The sequence below is a fragment of the Phnomibacter sp. genome (assembly GCF_036803085.1).
Classification (GTDB): Bacteria; Bacteroidota; Bacteroidia; order Chitinophagales; family Chitinophagaceae; genus Phnomibacter.
Genome location: NZ_DAIRUZ010000003.1, coordinates 280,902 through 305,084, shown reverse-complemented (window position 1 = coordinate 305,084; position 24,183 = coordinate 280,902). Strand labels below are relative to the sequence as shown.

Annotated in this window: 16 protein-coding genes; 8 read left to right on the top strand and 8 right to left on the bottom strand. The window is 46.4% G+C overall.

The features are described from left to right. Positions 1–42: 42 nt before the first annotated feature. A complete protein-coding gene (locus V7Q13_RS08295) occupies positions 43–2,634 on the bottom strand; it encodes a glycoside hydrolase family 9 protein (protein ID WP_333800216.1) in 2,592 nt (863 codons plus the stop codon). Between the two features lie 118 nt (positions 2,635–2,752). Between V7Q13_RS08295 and V7Q13_RS08290 the strand changes: the two genes are divergently transcribed. Further along, positions 2,753–3,760, top strand: a complete 1,008-nt coding sequence (locus tag V7Q13_RS08290; RefSeq protein WP_333800215.1) for a fumarylacetoacetate hydrolase family protein — start codon at positions 2,753–2,755, stop codon at positions 3,758–3,760. A 144-nt stretch (positions 3,761–3,904) separates the two neighbouring features. Here V7Q13_RS08290 and recO read toward each other — a convergent pair whose 3' ends face one another. Beyond that, entirely contained in the window at positions 3,905–4,642 is a 738-nt protein-coding gene (gene recO, locus V7Q13_RS08285) for a DNA repair protein RecO (RefSeq protein WP_333800214.1), read from the bottom strand. 159 nt (positions 4,643–4,801) lie between these two features. On the opposite strand from recO, the gene V7Q13_RS08280 reads away from it, so the two are divergent. The 5 genes from V7Q13_RS08280 (at position 4,802) to V7Q13_RS08260 (ending at position 16,976) form a co-directional block, all read left to right on the top strand. Next, positions 4,802–7,231 (top strand): efflux RND transporter permease subunit, encoded by a 2,430-nt coding sequence (locus V7Q13_RS08280; protein WP_333800213.1) that lies wholly within the window; start codon positions 4,802–4,804, stop codon positions 7,229–7,231. 261 nt (positions 7,232–7,492) lie between these two features. Next, positions 7,493–10,462: a SusC/RagA family TonB-linked outer membrane protein gene (locus tag V7Q13_RS08275; RefSeq protein ID WP_333800212.1), complete on the top strand. Its 2,970-nt coding sequence runs from the start codon at positions 7,493–7,495 to the stop codon at positions 10,460–10,462. A gap of 42 nt (positions 10,463–10,504) precedes the next feature. Next, positions 10,505–12,016 (top strand): RagB/SusD family nutrient uptake outer membrane protein, encoded by a 1,512-nt coding sequence (locus tag V7Q13_RS08270; protein ID WP_333800211.1) that lies wholly within the window; start codon positions 10,505–10,507, stop codon positions 12,014–12,016. Positions 12,017–12,366: 350 nt separating this feature from the next. Next, complete coding sequence (locus V7Q13_RS08265; RefSeq protein WP_333800210.1) at positions 12,367–15,495, top strand: SusC/RagA family TonB-linked outer membrane protein; 3,129 nt, start codon at positions 12,367–12,369, stop codon at positions 15,493–15,495. A 23-nt stretch (positions 15,496–15,518) separates the two neighbouring features. After that, the gene (locus V7Q13_RS08260) at positions 15,519–16,976 is read left to right on the top strand and encodes a RagB/SusD family nutrient uptake outer membrane protein (RefSeq protein ID WP_333800209.1); all 1,458 of its coding nucleotides are present in this window, start codon (positions 15,519–15,521) and stop codon (positions 16,974–16,976) included. 80 nt (positions 16,977–17,056) lie between these two features. On the opposite strand, the gene V7Q13_RS08255 is transcribed toward V7Q13_RS08260, so the two are convergent. The 5 genes from V7Q13_RS08255 to lptB all read right to left on the bottom strand — a co-directional run bounded on the left by V7Q13_RS08255 (position 17,057) and on the right by lptB (position 22,549). Further along, positions 17,057–18,196, bottom strand: coding sequence for a TlpA disulfide reductase family protein (locus V7Q13_RS08255; RefSeq protein WP_333800208.1), 1,140 nt, complete (start codon positions 18,194–18,196; stop codon positions 17,057–17,059). 22 nt (positions 18,197–18,218) lie between these two features. Next, positions 18,219–19,649, bottom strand: a complete 1,431-nt coding sequence (gene gatB / locus V7Q13_RS08250) for an Asp-tRNA(Asn)/Glu-tRNA(Gln) amidotransferase subunit GatB (RefSeq protein ID WP_333800207.1) — start codon at positions 19,647–19,649, stop codon at positions 18,219–18,221. An 89-nt stretch (positions 19,650–19,738) separates the two neighbouring features. Beyond that, positions 19,739–20,725 carry a PDZ domain-containing protein gene (locus V7Q13_RS08245; protein ID WP_333800206.1) on the bottom strand — a complete coding sequence of 329 codons (987 nt, stop codon included), beginning with the start codon at positions 20,723–20,725 and terminating at the stop codon, positions 19,739–19,741. A 293-nt stretch (positions 20,726–21,018) separates the two neighbouring features. Further along, positions 21,019–21,588 carry a Crp/Fnr family transcriptional regulator gene (locus V7Q13_RS08240; protein WP_333800205.1) on the bottom strand — a complete coding sequence of 190 codons (570 nt, stop codon included), beginning with the start codon at positions 21,586–21,588 and terminating at the stop codon, positions 21,019–21,021. A 118-nt stretch (positions 21,589–21,706) separates the two neighbouring features. Then, entirely contained in the window at positions 21,707–22,549 is an 843-nt protein-coding gene (gene lptB, locus V7Q13_RS08235) for an LPS export ABC transporter ATP-binding protein (RefSeq protein ID WP_333800204.1), read from the bottom strand. A gap of 129 nt (positions 22,550–22,678) precedes the next feature. Here lptB and V7Q13_RS08230 point away from each other — a divergent pair, with 129 nt between their 5' ends. Then, on the top strand, positions 22,679–23,635 hold the full coding sequence (locus V7Q13_RS08230; protein ID WP_333800203.1) for a methylenetetrahydrofolate reductase: 957 nt from the start codon (positions 22,679–22,681) through the stop codon (positions 23,633–23,635). Positions 23,636–23,647: 12 nt separating this feature from the next. Here V7Q13_RS08230 and V7Q13_RS08225 read toward each other — a convergent pair whose 3' ends face one another. Next, complete coding sequence (locus V7Q13_RS08225) at positions 23,648–23,899, bottom strand: hypothetical protein (protein ID WP_333800202.1); 252 nt, start codon at positions 23,897–23,899, stop codon at positions 23,648–23,650. Between V7Q13_RS08225 and V7Q13_RS08220 the strand changes: the two genes are divergently transcribed. Further along, positions 23,898–24,053 carry a hypothetical protein gene (locus V7Q13_RS08220; RefSeq protein ID WP_333800201.1) on the top strand — a complete coding sequence of 52 codons (156 nt, stop codon included), beginning with the start codon at positions 23,898–23,900 and terminating at the stop codon, positions 24,051–24,053. The two genes, V7Q13_RS08225 and V7Q13_RS08220, sit on opposite strands and share 2 nt — an antisense overlap. The last annotated feature ends 130 nt before the right edge of the window (positions 24,054–24,183 follow it).

Below are 24,183 nucleotides of genomic sequence, written 5' to 3'. Positions count from 1 at the left end.
GTGGGTAAAAGCGATACAAAGCTAAACAAACCACAAACTTATTTAATGGTTCAAAATCGGGGGCAGATTTTGGAACCGATAACCCAACTCTTTCAACTTTTTAACAAGTGCAGTCAGTTCTTGATGGAAAGGATCACTGCGATTAGAGCCGGCGCCGGCATGCATCAACAAAAGATAACCGTTCAACCCATTGGGCTGCTGCGCTTTGTGTATAATCGATTGGAAAATCTCTTTGCTGCTTCTGTAATTCTTGTCGGTATTGAGGGTGTAGTCTGCGGCACTCAGGGTGCCGGGTGTATGGCAAATGAGTTGTAGCCCTAGTTCGCTGGTCCAATCGGCTATTTGTTGGTTGTACCATTCGTACGGCGGTAAAAAATATGGTGCCTCTTGGCTGCTGATACCCACGGCTTGCAACGTCTTGTAATTCGCCATCAGGTCTTGCTGAAACAGCGTTTTACTCAGCAATGTGCTGTCCCGATTTTTCCAATCGGCATACAGCAAATGTTTGTTGCTATGTGGGCCCACGTAGTGCCCTGCTTGCACGGCTTGCTTTACCAACGCCGGATATTGCCGCACAAAATCGCCGGTGAAAAAGAAGGCCGCTTTGATATTTTCCTGCTGCAGAGTTTGCAAAATTGCCGGCATCCCTTCGGCATATTCATGACCCGTAAACACCAGCGTCAGTTCTTTACTTGTACTATCAGCCCGAATAATTGCACCCTGTTGCGTGGTAAAATTCTTGACATCACTTTGAGGACCATCAGGCTTCAAAGTCCTCCTTTCAGGGAGCCTGCCTGCCGGCATGGCAGGGGTTTGGGATGGTTTGTTTTCCAATGCCGACAACAAATAAATCAAACTCGCAGTACCATCCATGGTAGGTTCGTTGGTGCTGTAATCGCCGTAATCGTCGTGGTACACGGCGAGGTCGCTTTGCCATTCGGCGTATTCATCGGGTTGGTAAAGGGAAAGACCAATCAGCCCTTTAAAAATGGATGTGTACACGGGCCCATCAATGAGGCCGCCATCAATGGGAAAGTTTTTGAGATGGCTAAATGCCGAATGCGGATCGGCAGGGGTATCGCCCCAGGCAGGCAAACCATACACCATGCTGGTGCCCCAGGGGTTGGTGCCAAACAACCAATCAATATTGGCCTGCTCCAGTTCTTCATACTGTTTGCTGCCGCTCAGCTGCCGGTACCACAGGCATTGCGTAGCAAAACTGGTGGTGAGGTTATTGCTGCACCAAATGAAAGGCACACCGCGGTAAAAGGCATTTTGTTTGGCCTTGGCCCATACTTTTTCAATGCCCTGCCGGTAAAAGTCAACAAGTGAGTCTTTGATGTTTTTATCTGCAACCACATTGGCCAATTCCCGATGGCCCACATTGATGAAGGGGTACCATTGGTAATGCGTAGCAGTATCGGCACCCAGCCATGGGGTGATAGGTTCACTTTTGGCATTCGCAAAAGCATTAGCCAACATTCCATTGAATGATTGTAGGAGTGTCGGGTCAGCACCAGATAATTTTTTAATTCCTTCATAAAGGCTTGTAAAAGCCAACTCACTGTCATCATGCCAATTTGATTCTGCATAATAGTAAGGAGCTCTGTTGGGTGCTGTATTTGTAAATCCAATCTTTTTATAGGCATAATCCGATGCGGTCATGGCTTTGCCTAAGAGTAGGTTTGCGAAAGAGCTATCACGCTTTTGCCAAGACATAAATCCAAGACTAAAAGCACTACTAAATTTCGCTGCAATCGAAGTTGTTCCCTCTGTTTTGTTTTGATACTTGCCCAGTCCTTGTGGCTCGCCGGTAAGAAAATACAAGGGCCGTTGAAAGCCACGGCCATACTGCGAATCTTGCGCCGGCATCCGCATGCTGATGTGGTCGCGGTCGTCGGCCAGTTGGGCAAACATCACATCAGGTTTCGGATGCATTTTCAGCAGCCAGTCGAGGCCCCAGCGGGCTTCATCCAACACATCGGGGGTGCCGTTTTTTCCTTCCTGTCCGTTGGCCTGTTTGGTATCGGTAAATGCATGCGGGTTGTCGCGGTAGGCCATCAGCAAATGATAAATGGCATTGGCTGTAGTGGTAGTGTATTGCAGGTAGTCGCTGGCATCGTGCCAGCCACCGGTGGCATCGAAATACGTACCGTCGGGTATGCCGGCTTTTTCGCCATAAATGCTGTAACCATCGTGGGTATGGCAGCTGTCTTGCAGAAAAGGATTGAAGCCACAACGCTGCTGCCGCATGTACCGCAGGCAAAAGTCGGCGCTGCCTTTGTACACGTCATCGCCAATGCGAATGATGCCGCTGCGAATGCTGTCGTTGACCAACAATTGATACACTCCGGGCTGTACCACGCTTGTCAGATTGATACGGTAGCTATGCTTGAACGGACCGTAGGCGCCAAAGTCTTTTGCCGTGGGCTTGCTCGCCTGCAGCACGGCTTTGCCTGTATGCAATGCAATGAGCTTGTACTGCTGCAATTTGAAGAGGGGATCCTTACTGCCCAGTACCACTACTTTGCTGCTGCGGGTAGTATAGCCCAGCTGATTATACCGGATAACGGTTTGCGCAGTTGTGTTGCTAATGAGTAGCCATGCCAAACAAACAATAATCATTTGCTTCATACCTAAAAGTAAAACAGAATGACGGATGCCTTACAGGAAAAGATGCCGGCGATGTATTGATGAACACTGCATTTACCACAACTGTCGGTATGTTTGCCGCCGTAAAAAATGCTTGCCCATGAAACTGGTTTCTCATATCTACCGCGAACACGAACAACTGGCCATTTACCACGATGGATTATTGTACAATATGGATCAACTGCATCCAGAGTTGCCCAATACCATGGGTATGTTTTTGAATTATTGGGATGATGTAATTGGCATTGCCCAACGGGCCAATAGTGCCATTATCAACGGAGAAATCAATCCCGGAAAAGCAGTGGCGTATGAAGGAGCATCGCTGCTGGCACCGGTGCCATTTCCTACCAGCTGTCGTGATGGCTATGCGTTTCGGCAACATGTGGCCTCGGCCCGCCGCAACCGTGGCGTGGAGATGATTCCGGAGTTTGATCAGTTCCCCATTTTTTACTTTACCAATCATAACAGCATACAAGGGCCAGGGCCGGTGCATTGCATGCCCGATCATTTTGAAGAACTCGATTTTGAATTGGAATGCGCCATCGTCATCAACCGCTATGGCCGCAACATACCTGCGGCTGAAGCCGACTCTTTTATTGGTGGATTGATGATTATGAATGACCTGAGTGCCCGCCGCTTACAGATGGAAGAAATGAAGCTGAGTCTTGGCCCTGCCAAAGGAAAAGATTTTAGTACCGTGCTTGGCCCGTGGTTGGTAACGACAGATGAATTGATGCCCTACGAAATACCGGCAAAACCCAACCATGTAGGAATGAGCTGGAACTTGCCAATGACGTGCTCCGTAAATGGTGTGCAACTCAGCCAGGGCAACCTCGGCGATATGGATTGGACGTTTGCAGAAATCATTGAGCGTTGCAGTTATGGCGTTACGTTGCACCCCGGCGATGTGATTGGTAGCGGTACAGTAGGTACAGGTTGCTTGTTGGAACTGAATGGCACTGGTAAATTCAATAACCCCAATTTTATACCACAGTGGCTGCAACCTAATGACGTGGTGAACATGACCATTGATGGATTGGGCACGCTGAACAATACCATTGTGGCTGAAGAAACCGACTGGAGTTTGCTGAAAATGAAGAAACACTGATTAGGCGAAAATGAAATCACGAATGAATCGAATGGCCACGAATGACACGAATTATAGGGTTGACTAAAAATAAAATATTTAAGAAAAGTCCGTGAAAATCTAAATTCATCCGTGCTAATCCGTGTCCCAGCTTATCTCACAAAATCACCCCAACACTTCCTGCAACACCTGCACCGTTTTTAACCGGCCAAAGTCGGCTACATGATATTGAAAAAAGTGAATGAAGCCCTGCAACAAATCCCGCCGCTGCTGTTGGTTGAGTTTGATGCGGTAGAGGGTAATGGCATTGTCTTGTTGCATCAATTCATACGCTACCTTACTCAGGGCTGCATCAAGGTACATACCGTGAATGGGAGGTTCTCTATCAAAACTGCCGGCTTGTAAATCGAGGTAGCAGGTACCGTCGGGTTTATCATCATCCATTCGAAAGCCTAGCAGGGCCGCCAGCTTCAGCGAAAAAAATAAAGGCAGGTTGGCCACAACCGCAGCATCGCATTGATCGAGCAGGCAAAGGCTGTCTTCAATAAACGCATACAACTCCTCGTTGGTTTCCGGTTGGCGCAGTGTTTTGGTGAGTAGTTCAATCATGTACAGGGCTACAGCATTGCGGTGTATGCTGTGCATCACCTGCTGGTACACCACTGCCCATTTCAATTCTTTTACCAGTTGCAATTGTTTCAGCTCATTATGGTACACCACCAGTTCTACAATGGCGGCAGGTTGCAACATGGTACTCATACTGCTCCCTTTCTTACTGCTTTTGCGGGCACCTTTTACCATGTATTGCTGCAGGCCATACCGCTCGGTGTAGGCCGAAACAATCAAACTTGTATCGCCATAAGCCGTAGTACGCAATATAACAGCCTTAGTAGTTTGCAGCATAATTCACAATCCCTCACCACTGCGAAAATACAGGCCTTATAGCCCGCAGACGGATTATGCCAATCATTTAGTTTCTTTGCGGGCTCTAACAATGGCGGTTATAGCCCATTCTTGCAATGGCCCTTTCTGCTGAATGTTTACTTTTTTTGATTCATCACCATGTGGTATCGCTTAGGAAAATTTGTACTGCAGTACAGGCTTGTGCTGTTGATTGTGTTGTTAGTAGCTTCGGGTTTTATGACCTGGCATGCATTGCAGGTAAAACTCAGTTACGAATTTTCAAAGGCCATTCCTACCGACAATGAAAAATACTTGGAGTATCAGGCTTTCAAAAACAAGTTTGGCGAAGACGGCAGTGTACTGGTGATGGGTGTAGAAGACCCGCAGTTTTTCAGCAAGCCACATTTTGATGCCTACCGGCAAATGCTTGCCGATATAAAACAAGTACGTGGGGTAGAAGGGCTGCTGTCTGTTCCGGCGGCCATCTACCTGCAAAAAAATGATAGCACCGAAAAGCTGCAAACAACCATCCTGTTTGATAGCACGGTGCAAACACAAGAACAGATTGATAGTGCGGCTGCTTTATTCAATGGTATGTTTTTTTACCGCGGCTTGCTGCATAACCCCGATACCAAAGCATATCTGGCGGGTGCCACCATCAACAAGCAAATACTGGCCAGTAAAGACCGTACCCGTGTGGTAAATGAAATTCTGGAAGTAACAAATCGTTTTCACAAGAGCACAGGGGTACAGGTACACATGAGTGGCTTGCCCTTTATCCGTACGCAAATAGCCGATCGCATCAAAAACGAAATGAACTATTTTCTCATTGGTTCATTGGCATTGGCGGTACTCACCTTGGTATTGTTTTTCCGTTCGGCCAGCGCTACTATTATTTCAATGCTGGTGGTCATTCTCGGCGTAGCCTGGGCCCTTGGCACCATGCATTTGTTTGGTTTCCAAATCACCTTGCTCAATGCCCTCATTCCACCATTGATGATTGTGATAGGCATACCCAACTGTATTTATTTCCTCAACAAGTATCATATGAGTTGGGAGGAAATAAATGTCAAAGAAAAAGCCCTGCCAACGGGTGCCTCCGTTGAAGCTTTGAAGCGGGAAGCCATTTTGAATATGGTAAGCAAAATGGGTATCGTCACCCTGTTTTGCAATATTGCAGCGGCAGTGGGGTTTGCGGTGTTTGCCCTTACCGAAAGTGCCTTGCTCAAAGAGTTTGGTATTGTGGCCGGCATCAACATCATGGTCATTTTTGTCATTTCCTTCATTCTCATTCCATCGGCACTAAGCTACCTGGCACCGCCACAAGAAAAGCATACCCGCTACCTGCGCAACCGCTTTTTAGAAAACCTGCTGGTAAAAGTGGAGTACTGGGTGTTGCAACGCCGCAAAATGGTGTACGCCATTACTGCCGTTTGTCTGGTGGTAGCCGTGTTGGGCATTTTGCGCCTGAAAAGTGTGGGCTACATTGTAGACGACTTGCCGAAAAACGACGTGATTTATACCGACCTCAAATGGTTTGAAAAACAGTTTGGCGGTGTAATGCCATTGGAAATAGTGGTGGATGCCGGAAAAAAAGGCGCCATCACCCGCAACCTCAAAACCATTACCAAAATGGATGAGTTGGCGGAATATATCAATGGCTATGCTGAATGTGGCCGTCCGCTGAGTTTGGTAGAAGGGCTCAAGTTTGCTAAGCAGGCTTACTACGATGGAGACAGCCTGAGCTATATGGTGCCCAACGAGTTTGATATGGCCTTCATCGGGCCATACCTCAAAGGCGGCAACAATGCCAATGCCGATACCAGCAGCCAGTTGGCCAAACTTACCAAAACCTTTATGGATGCCGATAAGCAGCGGGCACGTATCAGCATCAATATGGCCGATGTGGGTACGGTGCGTTTGGCAGCTTTGCTCGATTCGTTCAAACTCAAAGCCGATACTATTTTCAACATGGCATCGCTGGAGCCGAAGAATCCGGAACAGCCCGACGGGCCGATGGTAGCCACATTTGATAGCACTTACAATGTGCAGTTTACCGGTAGTTCGGTTACATATCTGGAGGGTTCTAAGTTTATCATCGATGGCTTGAAGGAGAGTGTATTCTGGGCCTTTTTACTGATTGCCCTCACTATGTTGTACCTGTTTAAATCGGTTCGGATATTGGTGTGCTCACTCATTCCGAATATCATTCCCTTGGTGGTTACGGCCGGCATTATGGGCTGGGCTGGAGTGGCCATCAAGCCGTCCACCGTGTTGGTGTTCAGCGTGGCCTTGGGTATTGCCATTGATGTTACTATCCGGTTTTTGGTGAACTACAAACAAGAGCTGCCGACGCATCACTACAATATTTTAGCAACCACTACATCTACTATCCGCCACACAGGTATCAGCATCATTTATACCTCGCTGGTGCTGGTGGCAGGTTTTGTCATTTTCATGTTCAGCAGTTTTGGCGGCACGTTTGCGTTGGGCTGGCTCACCTCGTTGACGTTGTTGGTGGCTACCGCTACCAATCTGGTGTTTTTGCCGGTAATCATGCTGGCAGTATTGCGGGAGAAGAAAAAATAAACAGAAAAAGAATTGTCATTTTTTTGTCATGAAATGACAGGTTGTTGAATGCCTGCGTGACTAACACTCCATTATGTTGTTGAAAATTATAACCAATGGTTATGGCTTTGTTTTCAAGTTGATGCAGCATTTAACAGTAAAACAACATCATATTACCAACAAGCATAAATTTGGCGTCCTTTCGGCCGGTTTATGGCTGCACTGGTTTTAGTAGTAAACGGCATCAAACTTTTTTTGAGAAATAAACCAATTATTAATGTTATGAGAAAAACAGCTCTAATGGTGCTGTGTTTTTTAGTTGCAACACTGCAGCTATTGGCACAAACCAAAACCCTGAGTGGTAAAGTGACAGACGACAAAGGTGCTCCTGTAGCAAATGCTTCCGTTTTAGTAAAAGGAACAAAGCAGGGAACCGTAACAAAAGAAGATGGTACTTTTTCCATCACAGTAAACAGCACTGCCAAAGTGCTTGTGATTTCAGCCATTGGTAAGGCACCGCAAGAAATTACCATTGGAAGCAGCAGCCAGATTGGTGTAGTATTAACCAACACAAATAATGAACTGGATGAAGTGGTTGTGGTAGGTTATGGTACTGGTAAAAAGAAGGCTAATGTGGCTGGTTCTTTAACCAAACTGGATGGTGCCGTAGTAGAAAACAAGCCTGCAGCCAACATGTTGGATGCCCTTCAAGGTAAAGTTGGTGGTTTGCAAGTATATTCTTCATCTGGTGAGCCTTCTGCTACACCGTCTGTAAGATTGCACGGTGTGGGTTCACTTGGTGCCAGCAACACGCCATTGTATGTGTTGGATGGTATTCCAGTAGGTGCTGGTAGCATCGTTTCTCTCAACCCTAACGATATCGAATCTATTACGGTATTGAAAGATCCATCAACCACAGCCATCTATGGTTCTCGTGCTGCCAGCGGTGTTATTTTGTACACCACTAAAAAAGGCCGTGCAAGTGCTCCTCAGTTGAATGTAACAACACAATATGGTGTTTCTAACCTTGTGGAAACAACTGAAGACATGTTCAACAGCTTCATGAATACCAAGCAACTCACAGATTTCTGGGTTGCAACCGGCTACAGAACACAAGCACAGATAAACACGCTGTTGACTCAGTATCCTTATGACACTAAGTGGTATAAGACGTACTATAAGAATAACGTACCCACTTTCCAGTTGGATGCCAACATGAGTGGCGGCGGCGGTAAGACTACTTACTATGTTTCTGGTAGCTACTTCAAGCAAGATGGTTTGGCCTATCGTTCAATGTTTGAGCGTTATACATTCCGTTCAAACGTTCAGTCTCAGGTAAACAGCTGGTTTAAGTTTGGCTTAAACCTGTCTGGTGGTTTGGATAAGCGCCAAACAAACCCTGATGGTTCAAACAGCACCAACCGTGGTTTGGCATTGTTGGCAGCTCCTTTCTATTCTCCTGTTGATGCCAATGGTGTTGAGTATCCTGATTTGATTCCTGGATGGAACCGTTACAATCCTAAATACCGTGCTGATAAGTTGCGTTCTGATGGCCGTAACGTACAGTTCAACCCAACTGCTTACGCAGAAATTTCACCCATCAAGAATTTGGTGATTCGTTCTCAGGCAGGTATGGATGCATATGATTACACTACTACCAGTATTCAAATGCCTTCATTCATCGGTTCTTTAAATAATGGTAGCACCAGCGAATCTTTTGAAAGAGGTTCTCAGAGCACTGTTACCAATACCATGGAATACAAGTTTGAGGTTGCCAACAATCATGACTTTACCTTATTGGCTGGTCAGGAATACATCAAAGGTGTGACTTCTGGTTTCTCTGGTTCTTCAAATGGTCAAACTGATGACCGTCTGCTTTTGATTGGTGCAGGTCCAAACAACAGGAATGCTTCTTCATATAAATCAGAGTATTCTTACCAATCTTTCTTTGGTCGTTTGAACTACAGCTTTAAGTCTAAATACTTCGTAGACCTCTCTGTTCGTCAAGACCAGTCTTCACGGTTTGGTAGAGACAAACGTACAGCCAATTTCTGGTCTGCCGGTGTACTTTGGAAAGCTAAGCAAGAAAACTTTTTGGCAAATGCAACCTGGTTGACAGACCTGAACGTACGTGCAAGCTTTGGTACAAGTGGTAACTCTGCTATTGGCAACTACGACAACCTGGCTACTGTAGGTACTGGCATTTACGAAAATCAAAGCACATTTGGTATAAGCACAGCGGGTAACCCTCAGCTGGGCTGGGAAAGTCAAGAGCAAACAACTGTTGGAGTAGATATGGTGTTGTTCAAGCGTTTGAACATCAAAGCTGACTATTATATCCGCGAAACAGGCGCTCAGTATTTCCTGGTACCATTCCCCTACACTTCTGGTTTCGATGAAGCTAGGTACAACGTTGGTTCAATTCAAAACAAAGGAATTGACCTTGAAATAAGTGCGGACATTTTGAAGTCAAAAGATGCCTTCATTACTCCATTTGTAGCATTGAACTACAACAAAAACAAAATCACTGAACTGTTTCAAGGAAGAAACTACTGGGTAGTTCCAAACACTGGCGTTAGCTATGTAATTGGCCAGCCAGTAACATTCCTTTACCCAATTTGGGCTGGTGTAAACCCCACAAATGGTAACCCACAGTGGTATTTGCCAGATGCAACAACTCCGGATGGCTTCGTGCAGAATTCAGTAACTGACCCAACCCGTGTTACCAGCACGTTCAATTCATCGGCACTCCAGCAAACCACAGGTATTCAGCGTTACGCGCCATTCAACGGTGGTTTTGGTTTGGATGCAGGTTACAAAGGCTTCTTCCTGAATGCTAACTTTAGCTTCTCAGAAGGTAAGTACCTCATCAACAACGATGCTTACTTCTTCGAGAATCCTAACCAGTTCCCTAGCTTTAACCAGTCTGTAAACGTGCTCGATTACTGGCAGAAGCCTGGCGACAACACACGTTTCCCTCGTTATGGTGTTCAGTTTACCCAGTTTGACTCACGTTTGATTCAGGATGCATCTTTCATGCGTTTGAAAGGCCTCACTGTTGGATACAACATTCCTAAGGCTATATTGGACAAGAGCAAATTCCTGAGAACTGCCCAGTTCACCATCACTGGTAGAAACCTCTGGACGCTGACTAACTATGGTGGTCCTGACCCCGAAGTAGACTCTAACCTCTCATTGGGTGCTAACCCCAACACTAAGCAAATAGTAGTTGGCCTGAGTCTTGGTTTCTAATAATTGTGGTAAAAGACCTTTACAGTATTAAATACAGAGAATATGAAAAGAAGAATATATTATAACCTGATTGTTTCAACTGGCCTGGCGCTTTCGCTGGTGGGTTGTTCCAAAAAGCTGGACCTGTTTCCATATGATCGCATTGAACTATCACAGTCATTCAAAAACATGAATGATGCAAAAGCCTACGACAACAACCTGTATGGTGGTCTTCGTGGTCTCCAGTACGGATTGTACACCATTTCTCAGGATGTACAGGCAGACCAGCTGAACGCATCATTGGACTATGGTAACAGAAACGGTAACCTCCACCGTTGGGGTAGCAGCTTTTTGGCCGATGATTATACCATCCGCGACACATGGCGTGGCTATTATTTTACGTTGAAAAATGTGAATGCTGCCATTGAAGGATATCCTAATGTTACAGCTGCGAATGCTGCAGATCAGGCACTGTTGAATCGTTACAAGGGCAATGCACATGCCATCAGAGCATTTATCTATCATGAGCTGATGCTGCGTTTTTCTAAGGCCTACAATCCGGCTACTGCATCTACAGACCTAGGTGTGCCCCTGGTGCTCCGGTACAACCCTGCCGACCAGCCAGCCCGTGCTACAGCTAAGCAGGTGTACGATCAAATCCTGAGCGATCTTACCCAGGCTGCTACATTGTTGGCCGGTGTAAATGGTGCTCAAGGTGCCAACCGCTTCACCATCCATGCTGTAAAAGCATTGGAAGCAAGAGTGAAGCTTTGGATGCAAGACTGGCCAGGTGCAAGAACTGCAGCTGAATCAGTAATTAGCTCAGGTACTTATCCTTTGTACACCACATCTGCGGGTTTGTTGTCATACTGGAGAGATGATGCTACACAGGAAACCATTTTGCAATCTTTTGTGAGCCGTCCACTTGAATTGGCTAACACCAACGCTATCTATTTGGGCTTGGTACCTGCCAATGGCAAATTTGTTCCAGACTTCATCCCCAGCCAGTGGGTTGTAGATAGCTATGATAATGCCGATACTCGCAAAAACGTATATTTCGAAAGAAAACTTTGCGTTTTCCAAGGTGCTGATGTACCCAATGTTTGGCTGGTAAATAAGTATCAGGGCAATCCGCTCCTGTTTACTGGTGCCACTACCAACTATCAGCAAGCACCCAAGATTTTCAGAGTAGCTGAACTGTACCTTATAGCTGCTGAAGCTGCTGCAAGAATGGGCAGCGCCAATGAGTCGGCTGCTTTGACCCATTTAAACAATCTTCGTACTGCAAGAGGCCTGACTGCTTTAAGCGGCATCAGCGGAACAACACTGCTCAATGAAATCAAGGCTGAACGTTTCCGTGAACTCGCATTCGAAGGTCACCGCCTTTGGGATCTGAAGCGTTGGAACGAAGGTTTTACCCGCAGAGGCGAGCAAAATGCCAACATCATTCAGGTAGGGGCCAATTTCAATACACTTAACATCGCCGCAAACGATCCTAAGTTTACATGGGCTATTCCTACAAACGATATGACTACTAATCCTAACCTTGCCGGACAGCAAAATCCTGGTTGGTAAGAAACATAGTCATTTCATTGTGAAATGAATTTTCAAAAAGGGCTACTCACATTAGTGAGTAGCCCTTTTGATGTTGCAAACCCGTTCACCTCAGTTTCAATCTCAATTTGAAAAAAAATTATAAACAACAGTTATGTTTACAATCAACAGGAATAAAACTGGCCTGTAAGAAGATATAGTGCTTGAATTGTAAAGCATCATTTCCCTTATTTTAGCTGTCTTAAATTTTCATTATTATTTATTGAATCATCTTGTGATTGCTGAAGTGCTCAGCATTGGTAGAGAAGTGTTTCGCAACGCAAAATGATGAAGTAAGTGATAAGTTGATTCACTAAACTAAAACATGTATTATGAGAAAAATTGCATTGGCATGCATGTGCCTGTGTTGGAGCATTATGGCTTTGGCACAAGGCAAAACAGTAACCGGCAAGGTTACTGACAGCAAAGACGGTACTGGCCTCGCAGGTGTAACTGTAGCGGTTAGCGGCGGAGCTGGTACTAAAACTGAAAATGGCGGCGCTTACAGTGTTACTGTACCTGCAAATGCCAAATCACTCACTTTCTCTTTCGTTGGTTACGAAACTGTAACCTTACCCATTCCTGCAAACGGGGTATTAAACGTAGCACTCGCAGTAGCCGAAAACAAACTTGACGAGGTTGTGGTAGTAGGTTATGGTACCCAAAAAAGAAAGGACATCACAGGCAATATTGCCTCTGTAGCTGGCCAGGAAGTGGCCAACCGCCCTGTACAAAGCTTCGAACAATCATTGGGTGGCCGTGCTGCCGGTGTTCAAATTTCTATTCCTAACGGTGTATTGAACAACCCACCCGTAATTCGGGTACGGGGTACCAACTCAATTTCTTTGAGTTCTCAGCCACTCATTGTAATTGATGGTGTGCCTGTATTTTCTGGCGATGCCAGTGGTACAGATGCTGCTGGTAACGCATTGGCCAGTATTAACCCCAACGATATCGAAAGCATAGATATCAGTAAAGACGCTGCGGCTTCAGCCATTTATGGTAGCCGTGCTGCCAACGGTGTAATCTTCGTTACTACCAAGCGAGGAAAAACTGGTAAGGCTAAAGTAAGTCTCGATAGCTGGGTTGGTTTTTCTAAAGTGTTTGGTTTGCCAAACATCTTGAATGCACAGCAGTATACCGATTACAAAAACGAGGCACTACAAAACCAAGGCACTTTCAATGCTAACACGAATGCATTCTATCTTACCAATGGCCCAGATGGCAAACCCATTAATACCAACTGGTACGACTATGTTTACCGCACTGGTATTCAGCATAGCCACACCGTAAATGTGAGCGGCGCCAATGATGCTACACGTTACTATTTTTCTGCAGGTGTAACTGATCAGTCTGGTATCATTAAGCGCAACGATTTTCGTCGTATTTCTATGCTGGGCAACTTCGATACCAAGGTGGGCAAAATGCTGACTATTGGTGGTAAAATCCAGTATTCAAATGAATTGAACGAAGCTGCTGCCAGCTCTGGTTCTATACCTGGTGCTGCATTTGCTACAGCTGGTTTAGGTCGTGTGCCTTTGATTACTGCACCAAACGTAGCACCATTCAATAATGATGGTACCTACAACGTAAACGGTACGTTTATTGGTGTAATGAATAACAGAGTAGGTCAGGTTGGTTTTAATAACCCCGCTATTGCTCTCGATTTAAACAGAAGTAACTCTGAAAACAACCGTTTTCTCGGAAACCTGTTTGCTGAATTGCGCCCCCTGAGCGGTTTGGCTATTCGTACACAATACAGTGTTGACTATTTGAACACTGAAAACGAAATTTATTTGAGCCCCCTATCTGGCGAAGGTTTTGGTAATAACGGTTCTGCCACCAGTAGTTTTGCCAACCGCAAAAACTGGGTATGGACAACCACTGCACAATATGATTTCAAAGTGAGTAGTGCACACAATTTCTCTGTACTGGGTGGTGTGGAACAGCAGCGTGTTACTGCCAAGAGTTTTGGTTTGAACCGTATTCAGGTAAACGATCCAAACTTTACGAACATTCAGGGTGGTTGGGCTACGCCAAACACTGCCGGTTTGGGCATTGGCGAAAGGTATCTGGTTTCTGAGTTCGGTCGTTTGAATTATAACTACGACAAGAAGTATTTCATCAGCGCCAATATTCGTCGTGATGGCGCCTCTCAACTGGGTAGCGACAGAAAGTATGGTACTTTCTGGGGTGTATCTGCAGGATGGGAAATTGCCAACGAAAATTTCTGGGCAACTTCTAAACTGTCTTCTATTTTCAGCAGCATGAAACTGCGTGGTAGCTATGGCCGTGTAGGTAATATTGCCGGCCTGGGCGACTTTGCTTCGCTCAGCACATTCGGTTCTGGCTTGTATGGCCAAACCGGCACCCTGGTGTTCAACCAGGTGGGCAACAACCTTCTTGGCTGGGAAACCAGTAACAAACTGGATATCGGTCTGAACTTCGGCTTCATGAATGACCGCATTACTGCCGAACTTTCATACTACAACAACGATGTGGATGGTTTGATCCTGAACGTGCCTGCCCCACCAAGTGCCGGTATGCCAAGCTCAGTGCCTACTAACGTTGGTACCATGTACAACAGGGGTATTGAAATGGCCGTAAACGCTCAGGTAATTCGTAAGAAAAACTTTAGCTGGTCTTCTTCATTCAACTTCAACTTCAACGAAAACGAAGTAACCTCACTGGCACCTGGTTTGAACCGCGTATTATCAGCCACCAGTGGTTTGGAAACAGTAAACATTACAGTTCCTGGCAGCCCTGTAGGCAGCTTGTTTGTTACCCGTACAGCCGGTGTTGATCCAGCAACTGGTCGTCGTATTTTCATCAACTCACAAGGCCGTCAGGTGTTTTACCAGTTCCGTGCTGCCAGCGGCTTCAACTTTGAATATGCCGATGGTACACGTGCTCCAAACGTAAGCTCTGCCGATGCGGTTGTATACAAAAACACCAACCCACGTTTTGTAGGTGGTTGGGATAATACTTTCAACTTCGGCAACTTCTCATTGAACACCTTGTTTACTTACCAGGCTGGCTTCTACGTGTACTGGGGTACTTATGCTGGTCTTCGTGATCAGCGCTTCTGGAACAACTCAACCGACGTGCTGCGTCGTTGGCAGAAGCCTGGTGACCAAACCGATATGCCTAAGCCTTACTTCGGCGACAACGTATCAAACGGTTCTTCGTTCCCATTGGATGTAAACGTGTTTAAGGGCGACTTCATCAAACTGCGTACCGCTCAATTGTCTTACAATTTGCCTCAGTCTTTACTGAGCAAAGCAAAAATCAGCAGTGCCCGTTTCTATGTATCTGGCAATAACCTGTTGATTTTGACCAAATATCCTGGTCCAGATCCTGAAGTATCATCAAACGGTACTGGTAGCACCAACCAGGGTGTAGACCGTAACTCCGTAGGTAATGCTCGTACAATCACCCTCGGTGTAAACATTGGGTTCTAATTTTTAATTACAAAATGATGAAGATGAAAAGGATATTATTCAACATAGCAGCAGCCACTGTTCTGTTCCAGTTGGCTTCTTGCAAAAAAGACGAGTTCCTGAACCCGGTGCCTACCAATCAGATTTCTGATCTCTCGGCATTCGACAGCGATCTCCGCATTGAAGGACAGGTTAAAGCACTCTATGCTACCATTAAAAACGCTGGTTTGTATGGCGGCCGACTCCAGGTGTTCAACGACATCCGTGGTGTTGATTTTGTAAACGAAAGAACCAACGTGGTTACCGGCTTCGACGTGTACAACTACGGCCCTGCCAACAGTTCTGGCAACAGCGTAGAAGCTGTATGGAGCCGTGCTTACTACGCTATTAACCTGGCCAACGTATTTCTGGCCGGTATGGATTCAAAAGGAGAATCTGTAGTAGGTGCCACCAAAGCGAATGCTTACCGTGCCGAAGCTCGTTTGGTTCGTGCCATGTGCTACCATGCCATGTTAAACCTGTATGCCCGCCCATTTTGGGATGGCAACGGTTCTAAACCCGGTTTGCCTTTGCGCTTAACACCAAACACTGGTAGCTCCAACTTCGATATGGCCCGGAATACAGTAGCAGAAGTGTACACGCAAATTTTGAATGACCTGAACTTTGCTGAAACCAACCTGCCATTGACCAATGCCAATGCTACTCAAAATGTGATTCGTGCACACAAAAACACAGCAATCGCTTTGAAAGTAAGAGTATTGCTGGGCATGCGTCGTTATGCTGATGTAATAACAGAAGCCAACAAGCTGGTACCTGCTACCGCTCCGTTTGTAGCGCCAACTGGTGTACGTCATGCGTTGAACGCTTCATTTAATACCACATTTACCAACTACACTACAGTAGAAAGTATTCTGTCAATGCCTTTCTATAGCAACGAAGCGCCCGGCACCCAAAACCAGTTGGGTTTCTATTATCGTCACGACAGCCAGGCTGGTGGTGGTGCAGAATATTCTGTAAACCCTGCAGGTGTGTTTGCTAATGCTGGTTGGAAAGCCGGTGATGCCCGTCGTGCTCAAATCCTGACTGCTGCCAGCAAGCCTTGGTTGAACAAGTACACCACTGCTGCACCATACACCGATTGGGCACCAGTGTTGCGCTATCCTGAAGTGTTGCTGAGCCTTGCAGAAGCCATCACCCGCTCTACCAATACTGTTGATGCAAGAGCCATTGCTTTGCTGAACGCAGTTCGTGGTCGTTCTGATGCTTCTACCGTATTTGCTGCAGGCGACTTCGCTAATGCAGATGCACTTGCCGATGCAATTATGATTGAGCGTCGCATTGAGTTCCTCGGCGAAGGTTTAGCTGGTTTCGACAACACCCGCCTTGGTATGCCACTGCCTGCTAAGCCTGGCGTTACAGCCGTTCCTTCTACTGGTCAAAACTACATCTGGCCTATTCCTGCATCTGAATTGCAGCTGAATGCCCTGATGACAGACAACTAATCGAGAGAAGACGTTGTGATACCTAAAAAGCCACCGGGTAAAACCGGTGGCTTTTTCTATGGGGTAAACCCATCGTGTAATTACCGCACAAATGAACTCACAGTGTTTACGAAAACCGAATCAGCAATGTTCACCGCTTTTACAACTCCCGTTGGATCAATGAGCATTGTAAAAGGAACTTTTTCAATATCTAATTGGCGCAGCACTTTACTGTCCCAGTATTGCAAATCGCTGAGCTGAATGGCAGGTACAGAATCTTGTCGAATGGCTTCTATCCAGGAACTTCTTTCTTTATCGATGGATAAGCCTAAAAAAACGAGGTTCTTTTTGTACAATGCCGATTGTGTTTTGCGCAGTACAATGGCTTGTTTTCTGCTGCTACTATCCCACCCGGCCCATACATACGCCAACACCCATTTGCCCCGCAGGCTACTCAGTGCAACTTGTTTGCCGCTGCTGTCGGGCAGTTGAATTTCTGGCGCAGGTTTGTTGAGCAAATGAGTGCCTGGTGCATTGGCTGTTACCAATCGCTGCTCCAATAATTGCAGGCCGGGGTGCTGCGGATGCTTGTCCTGTGCTGTTTTCAGCAATTGCTGCCATTGGCTGCCGGGCAAAAAACGATGCGCCATGCCCAGCGCAAAATACTGTGCAGTTGCATTGGGTTCTTTGCCAATATAGCTGCTGAACAATTGTTGCAATGCAGTATAACGTTTATCACGTTGCTGCAGTGTTGCTGTACGCAAACTATCGTTTTGCTTGCCCGGTTTATCGGCCGCTATGGCTGCTGCTTCTGCGGTTTTCCATTCGGTATATGCTTTTTCAAAACTGTTGTATAATGCTTGTATGCTACTGCTGGCAGGCGAGCCACTAACGCTGAATTGTTCAGGCTTTTTTGCATCTGCTACAATTTCAATATCCGGTGCATCATTGATAAACAATAAGCCCGGCCCGTTGGAAATAAACAACTGGTACACCGATTCCTGACTCATGGGTGTGTGCAATCGAAAACGACCGAGGCTGTCTATCAGATAGGCAGAATCAACCACAATTCTTTGTGCAGCGGCGTAGGGCAATTCGGCTAATAATATTTTACCACCGGTGGCATTGCTGAATGTGCCCTTTACCACCAAATCGGTATTGGTACTTTGCTGACAGCTGTACATACCCAGTGCCAGCAATACAGCAGCAGCGCTTTGTTTGTATGAAAATTTGAATGGCATCAATTGGTATGAGTTAAATGAATCAGGCATTGAGTTTTTCTTCCAGCAGTTTGGTTACCAACTGTGGATTGGCCTTGCCTTTGGAGCGTTTTTTTACTTCGCCTACAAACAAGCCAATCAATCCTTTCTTGCCCTTCTGGTATTCTTTCACTTTATCCGGCATGGCAGCCAATGCTTCATTTACCCATGCTTCAGTGGCATCACTATCATCAGCTTGTACTATGCCAAGCTGTTGTGCCAATGCAGCCACATCTTCACCGGGTGCAGCTATCAATGCTGGTAGCAATTTGGTGGCGGCCATGCTAAAATTTACCTTTCCTTCCTGCACCAACGCAATCAAAGATTGCAAGGCGACAGCAGATAACGGAAAGGCATCTATGCTCATTTGTTGCTCGTTCAACCAACTCTTAATGGGGCCAATGAGCCAGTTGGCTGCAGGCTTGGCAGCAGTGCCAATAGCCAGCAATGCTTCAAAGTAATCCGCCAGTGCTTTTTCTTCACTCAGCACCTGTGCATCCTGCACCGATAGCTGATGCGTGGTCATCCATTGCTGCTGCAAATGTTGTGGCAATGCTGGCATAGCCTTTCGGATGTTGTCTATTTGTTCTTGAGTAGTAGTAAACGGTGGCAAATCGGGGCAGGGGAAATAGCGGTAATCATTGGCTTCTTCTTTTTCCCGCTGCGGAAGGGTGGTATTGTTATCGGCATTGTAGCCGCGGGTTTCCTGCACTATTGTGCCGCCGTTTTGCAACAGCTGTATCTGTCGTTGCGCTTCGGCATCAATGGCCCGCTTTACATTGCGGATGCTGTTGAGGTTTTTCACTTCTACTTTGGTGCCAAGTTTTGGTTCACCTTTCAACCGCACTGAAATGTTGGCATCGCAGCGCAGGCTGCCTTCTTCCATGTTGCCATCGCATACGCCCAACCAACGTACCAATTTGCGCAGCTCGGTCAAAAAAGCAAAGGCTTCATCGCTGCTGCGGATGGCCGGATCTGTAACGAGCTCCAACAGGGGCATACCAGCCCGGTTCAAATCGATGCAACTGTACAATGGATCTGCATCATGTATACTCTTGCCGGCGTCCTCTTCCAAATGAATGTGGTGAATGGGCACATCACTCAATTCGGTACGTACAAAACCACCTACTAAAATGGGTTCTGTGAGTTGGGTGGTTTGGTAAGCCTTCGGCAAATCGGGGTAGAAATAATGCTTGCGGTCGAAATGGCTGACAGCAGCAATCTGGCAGTTCAAAGCCAGTCCTAGTTTGATGGCCTGCTCAACGGCTTGTTTGTTGAGCACCGGCAAAGTGCCGGGGTGTGCCAGGCTAATGGGCGACACCTGACTATTGGGCGACAAACCAAAGCTGGTGGTATCGGCGCAAAACAATTTTGTTTGGGTCAGTAGCTGAATGTGTACCTCCAGACCAACGACGATTTCGTAGGATGACGACATGCTGCAAATGTAAAGCCCTGCTGCCAGCCCTATCAATAAAAAGGCCTCTGCCACAGGGGCAAAGGCCTTTTGAACCGCCAATGAAAAAATTATAGCTCGGCGGTTTTAATTTTCTTAGGCACTTTCAGCGTTAGCGTTTCTGCTTTGCCATTGCGTTGCAGTTTGATGGAAATGCTTGATTTTTCTCGGCTTTCGGCCAATGCTTCACGTAGGTCATCAACCGTTTTGATAGTTTTCTCTTCTACAGCGGTGATGATATCATCCTTTTGCAGGCCGGCTTTTTGCGCATTGCTTTCCGCTTCTACACTGCTCACCTTGGCGCCATCTCCATCAGGATTGTCTTCTACATTCAAGCCATATTTGGGCCGATCATTGGGGCCAAACCAGCCAAAGCCTTCCGGCGCACCGCGGAACTCGAACCGCTGCCCGTTGCGGGGCATGGTCATCGCTACGGGTGGTTCCATATTAAAATTGAACCCACGGAATTCATCTCCAAAATCGAAGTCACCTTCCATTGTAAACATGTCTTCGTTTTTGCCTAGGGTCACTTTTGTTTTCTTTTCCTTGCCTTCTCTTTCATACACAAGGTCTACCACGCTTTCGGGCTTGTGCTTGCGTACCGCAGCAGACAAGCTTTCGGGTGAGTTGATTTTTTCTTCATTCACCTGCAGAATCACATCGCCCACTTGGAGACCCGCTTTGGCAGCGGCACTTTCTTCTACCACTTCAATTACCTTGGCACCTTTATCGCCGGGCTCGGTACCCACGCCCAAAAAAGCTTTGGGCTCACCTTTGCGTACCATGGTTTTGGTTTTTGCATTCGGCGCCATGCTCATAGTGTTGCCGTTGATCACGATGCGTTTGTTGCCTTTGAACTCCGCGGCAGGTTTTCCATTGATGGTCACTTTGCCATCTTCTATCACTATCACGGTTTTCTCTTTGTCGTCGGGGGAGGTCACAAACACTTTTTCCTCAATCACTTTTTTCTGAGGGGCTTTGGGCGAAGCGGGTTTTGTTTGGGCCATTGCTGCGCTTACACTAAGCAGTGCCACAGCCAGGCCAAGTATTTTTTTCATATCTAAGAAGATTTTCGTAGATCAAATATAGAGAAGAAATTATTTCTACGAAACATTTCGCAGATTTTAGAAATCTTTATGAAAACGGAGGGGCAGACAGTACATAACATCTTGAAAACGTGGAATGTGTAAACAGCGTGGATGAAAAGTGTTGGTCATTCACAAAATATTAATATTATTGCTGCTACGAATGGCCGGGAGTTGATTGCCCCGGTTTATTTGGGAACTTAGTTTTGTGATTGCTTGTGATAACGATGGCTGTCGCTTTATAGCGGCAGCCTTTTTTGTGCCGCTTAATTTATGGCTCTCAGGCGGCTGAGGGTTTCGCGGCTGATGCCTAAAAAGCTGGACAAAAGCTTGACCGGAAAACGCTGTACATATTCGGGATGCGACTGGCTCAGCCACTCGTACCGGGCATGTGCATCCATGGTCAAAAAGGTTTCGAGGCGGAAAATATTGTATTGCAATGCCCGCTCCAACAGGGTAATGTAAAGTTGCTGCCATGCCGGAATTTTACGGGCCAGTTCGTGAAAACGGGTATAGGAAATCCGTTGAATTTCTGATTTTTCAATCGCCTGAATGGCTTCAAAAGAAGGCTGATGGTTCATAAACGATACCAGTGCCGTACCCATTTGACCCTCTGTATTAATGTACCTGGTGGATTCTTCGCCGCTTTCCCGGACAGTGTACATACGGATGGCACCGGATTCTACAAAGTAGAAATAATTGCAAACATGTTCCTGATGCAACAGCAGTTCTCCCTTAGCTACAGTAATGGGTACAAAGGCACCCAAAATGTAGTCGAACTCATCATCGCTGATGGAAACAATGGATTCAATATAATCACGTAATGATGCAGACATGTATGTGGTGTTTTTGACGAGTGCTGTGTAGTATTAAAGTACATACAAAACAGCAAGATGGATGGTGAAAAAAGATGTGTGTGGAGTGAGTAGCTGCAATCGGAATAAATATTGTTGGTTAATCGGAGGCGTCGTTGGTTGTGGCTTCTTGCTTTTTCTGTGCCTGATCTCGTTCCATTTCTATAATCCAGTCTTTTCGGCGAAGCTCAAAGTTGGTGCCGAGGTAGAGGCGCCGAACCTGTTCATCATCGGCCAGTTGTGGCGCTGTGCCATGGCGGAAAATTTTACCCTCAATGAGCAAGTAAGCACGGTCGCAAATGCTGAGGGTTTCGTTTACGTTATGGTCGGTAATGAGGATGCCGATGTTGCGGTACTTGAGGCGGGCCACCACGGTTTGAATGTCTTCCACCGCAATGGGGTCAACACCTGCAAATGGTTCGTCCAGCAAAATGAATTTGGGATCCACCGCCAATGCACGGGCTATTTCTGTACGACGGCGTTCGCCACCACTCAGGCTGTCGCCATTGTTATTTCGTACATGGCCCAGGTTAAACTCTTCCAGCAACTGCTCCATTTTGTGTTGGCGTTCGGCCTTGGTAAGCTTCGTCATTTCCAACACAGCCATGATGTTGTCTTGCACACTCAACTTTCGAAACACGCTGGCTTCCTGTGGCAGATACCCAATACCCATTTGTGCCCGCTTGTACATGGGCAGTTTGGTAATGTTGATGTCGTTGAGAAAAACTTCGCCTTCGTCGGGCCGGATGAGGCCTACCACCATGTAAAAGTTGGTGGTTTTGCCGGCACCATTGGGCCCGAGCAAGCCCACAATTTCGCCCTGCGTTACATGCACCGATACATGATCCACCACGGTTCGGCCGCTGTAGGTTTTTACCAGATTATTGGTTTGAATGGTGAGTTGCAAGGCTGAAATAATTTGCAGCAAATGTAAGGGGCGCATGGCGGATGGCATGCAGTAAAGCGTTAAATGCAGCGTGGAGCACTACGCCGACGTTTGCACAGAATCGCTCCACTTTGCAGCATCCGTTTATTGCAATCGGCTACATTTGCAATCCATTCACCAGCAATCATGAAAGTAACGGAACACATACAAAAGGCCGCCGGCAATACATTGGTATCGTTTGAAGTGCTGCCTCCACTCAAGGGTAAAACCATTCAAACGTTGTACGATCACCTCGATCCATTGATGGAGTTTCAGCCACCATGGATCAATGTGACTTACCACCGTGCAGAAACCATGTTTAAGAAAAAAGCCGATGGCAGTTTTGATAAAGTGGAAGTGCGGAAACGCCCCGGTACTGTAGGCATTTGCGCAGCACTGCGCAACCACTACAATGTAGATGCAGTGCCGCACCTTATTTGCGGTGGCTTTAGCAAACAGGAAACAGAAAACGCCCTCATCGATTTGCATTTTCTTGGCATCGACAATGTGCTGGTGCTTCGCGGTGATGCCGAAAAAAATGAACCTTCATTTGTACCGCATCCCGATGGTCACCATCATGCCACCGACCTGCTGAAGCAGGTAGTAGACCTGAACCACGGCTTGTATTTGGAAGACGATATTCAGAATGGCGGCAAAACCAATTTTTGCATTGGCGTAGCGGGCTATCCCGAAAAACATTTTGAAGCCCCCAACCTGGAAATTGATTTGCAATACCTGAAAGAGAAAGTGGATGGTGGGGCAGATTACATCATGACACAAATGTTTTTCGACAACCAGAAGTTTTTTGAGTTTGAAAAAGCCTGTCGTGCTGCTGGTATCAATGTGCCCATTATTCCGGGTTTGAAACCGCTGACCACCAAAAAACAACTCACGGTATTGCCCCGTATTTTTCATGTAGACTTACCTACAGAACTGAGCCTGGAAGTGATGAAATGCAAAAGCGATGCGGAAGTAGAACAGGTAGGAACAGAGTGGCTCATTCAGCAATCAAAAGAGCTGAAAGCGAACGGTGTACCTGTATTACACTATTATACATTGGGTAAGCCCAAAGTAATTTGGAATGTGGTAAAAGCGATTGTGTAAGATTGAAAAACCTCAGCATTTGTGCAGCACAAATACAAATGGTTTATCCGAAGATAACGCTTGCAAAGCCTGCCTCACTTTGGCAGGCTTTTGTATTAACCGAAACTTTTTGAGATCAGCCACTTCCACTACTTCGGCCCACTTGGCTGTTTGCTGAATGTGCCCCAACATTTGCTCAATGCAGTGCAGTTCTGCGGCTTTGGCACTTTCCGAATAAAACTCCTTGGCCAGTATTACATTGGCCACCAAAGGCTTCCGAATCATGGGCTTTTACAAAATTCTTGATGATGCAGTTGGGCGTGCTACTGCTTACTACTCAATAGCCAACCATACCACTTTTTTGGGGGCAGCCACAGCCTTTACTACCTCTGCTACCGGCGCAGGATACAAGGCAGACCGCCAATACCAAAACCAGTAGCCAATTCATTTTGTTTTGCATAGTGAAGTTTTTTTGTGAGCTGCTTTGCAATGATACGGTGCACCCTGCATTGGCTCATCAACTGTGTAGAACGTTTAAAAACCTAATTTCATTTTCCATTGTACAAAAA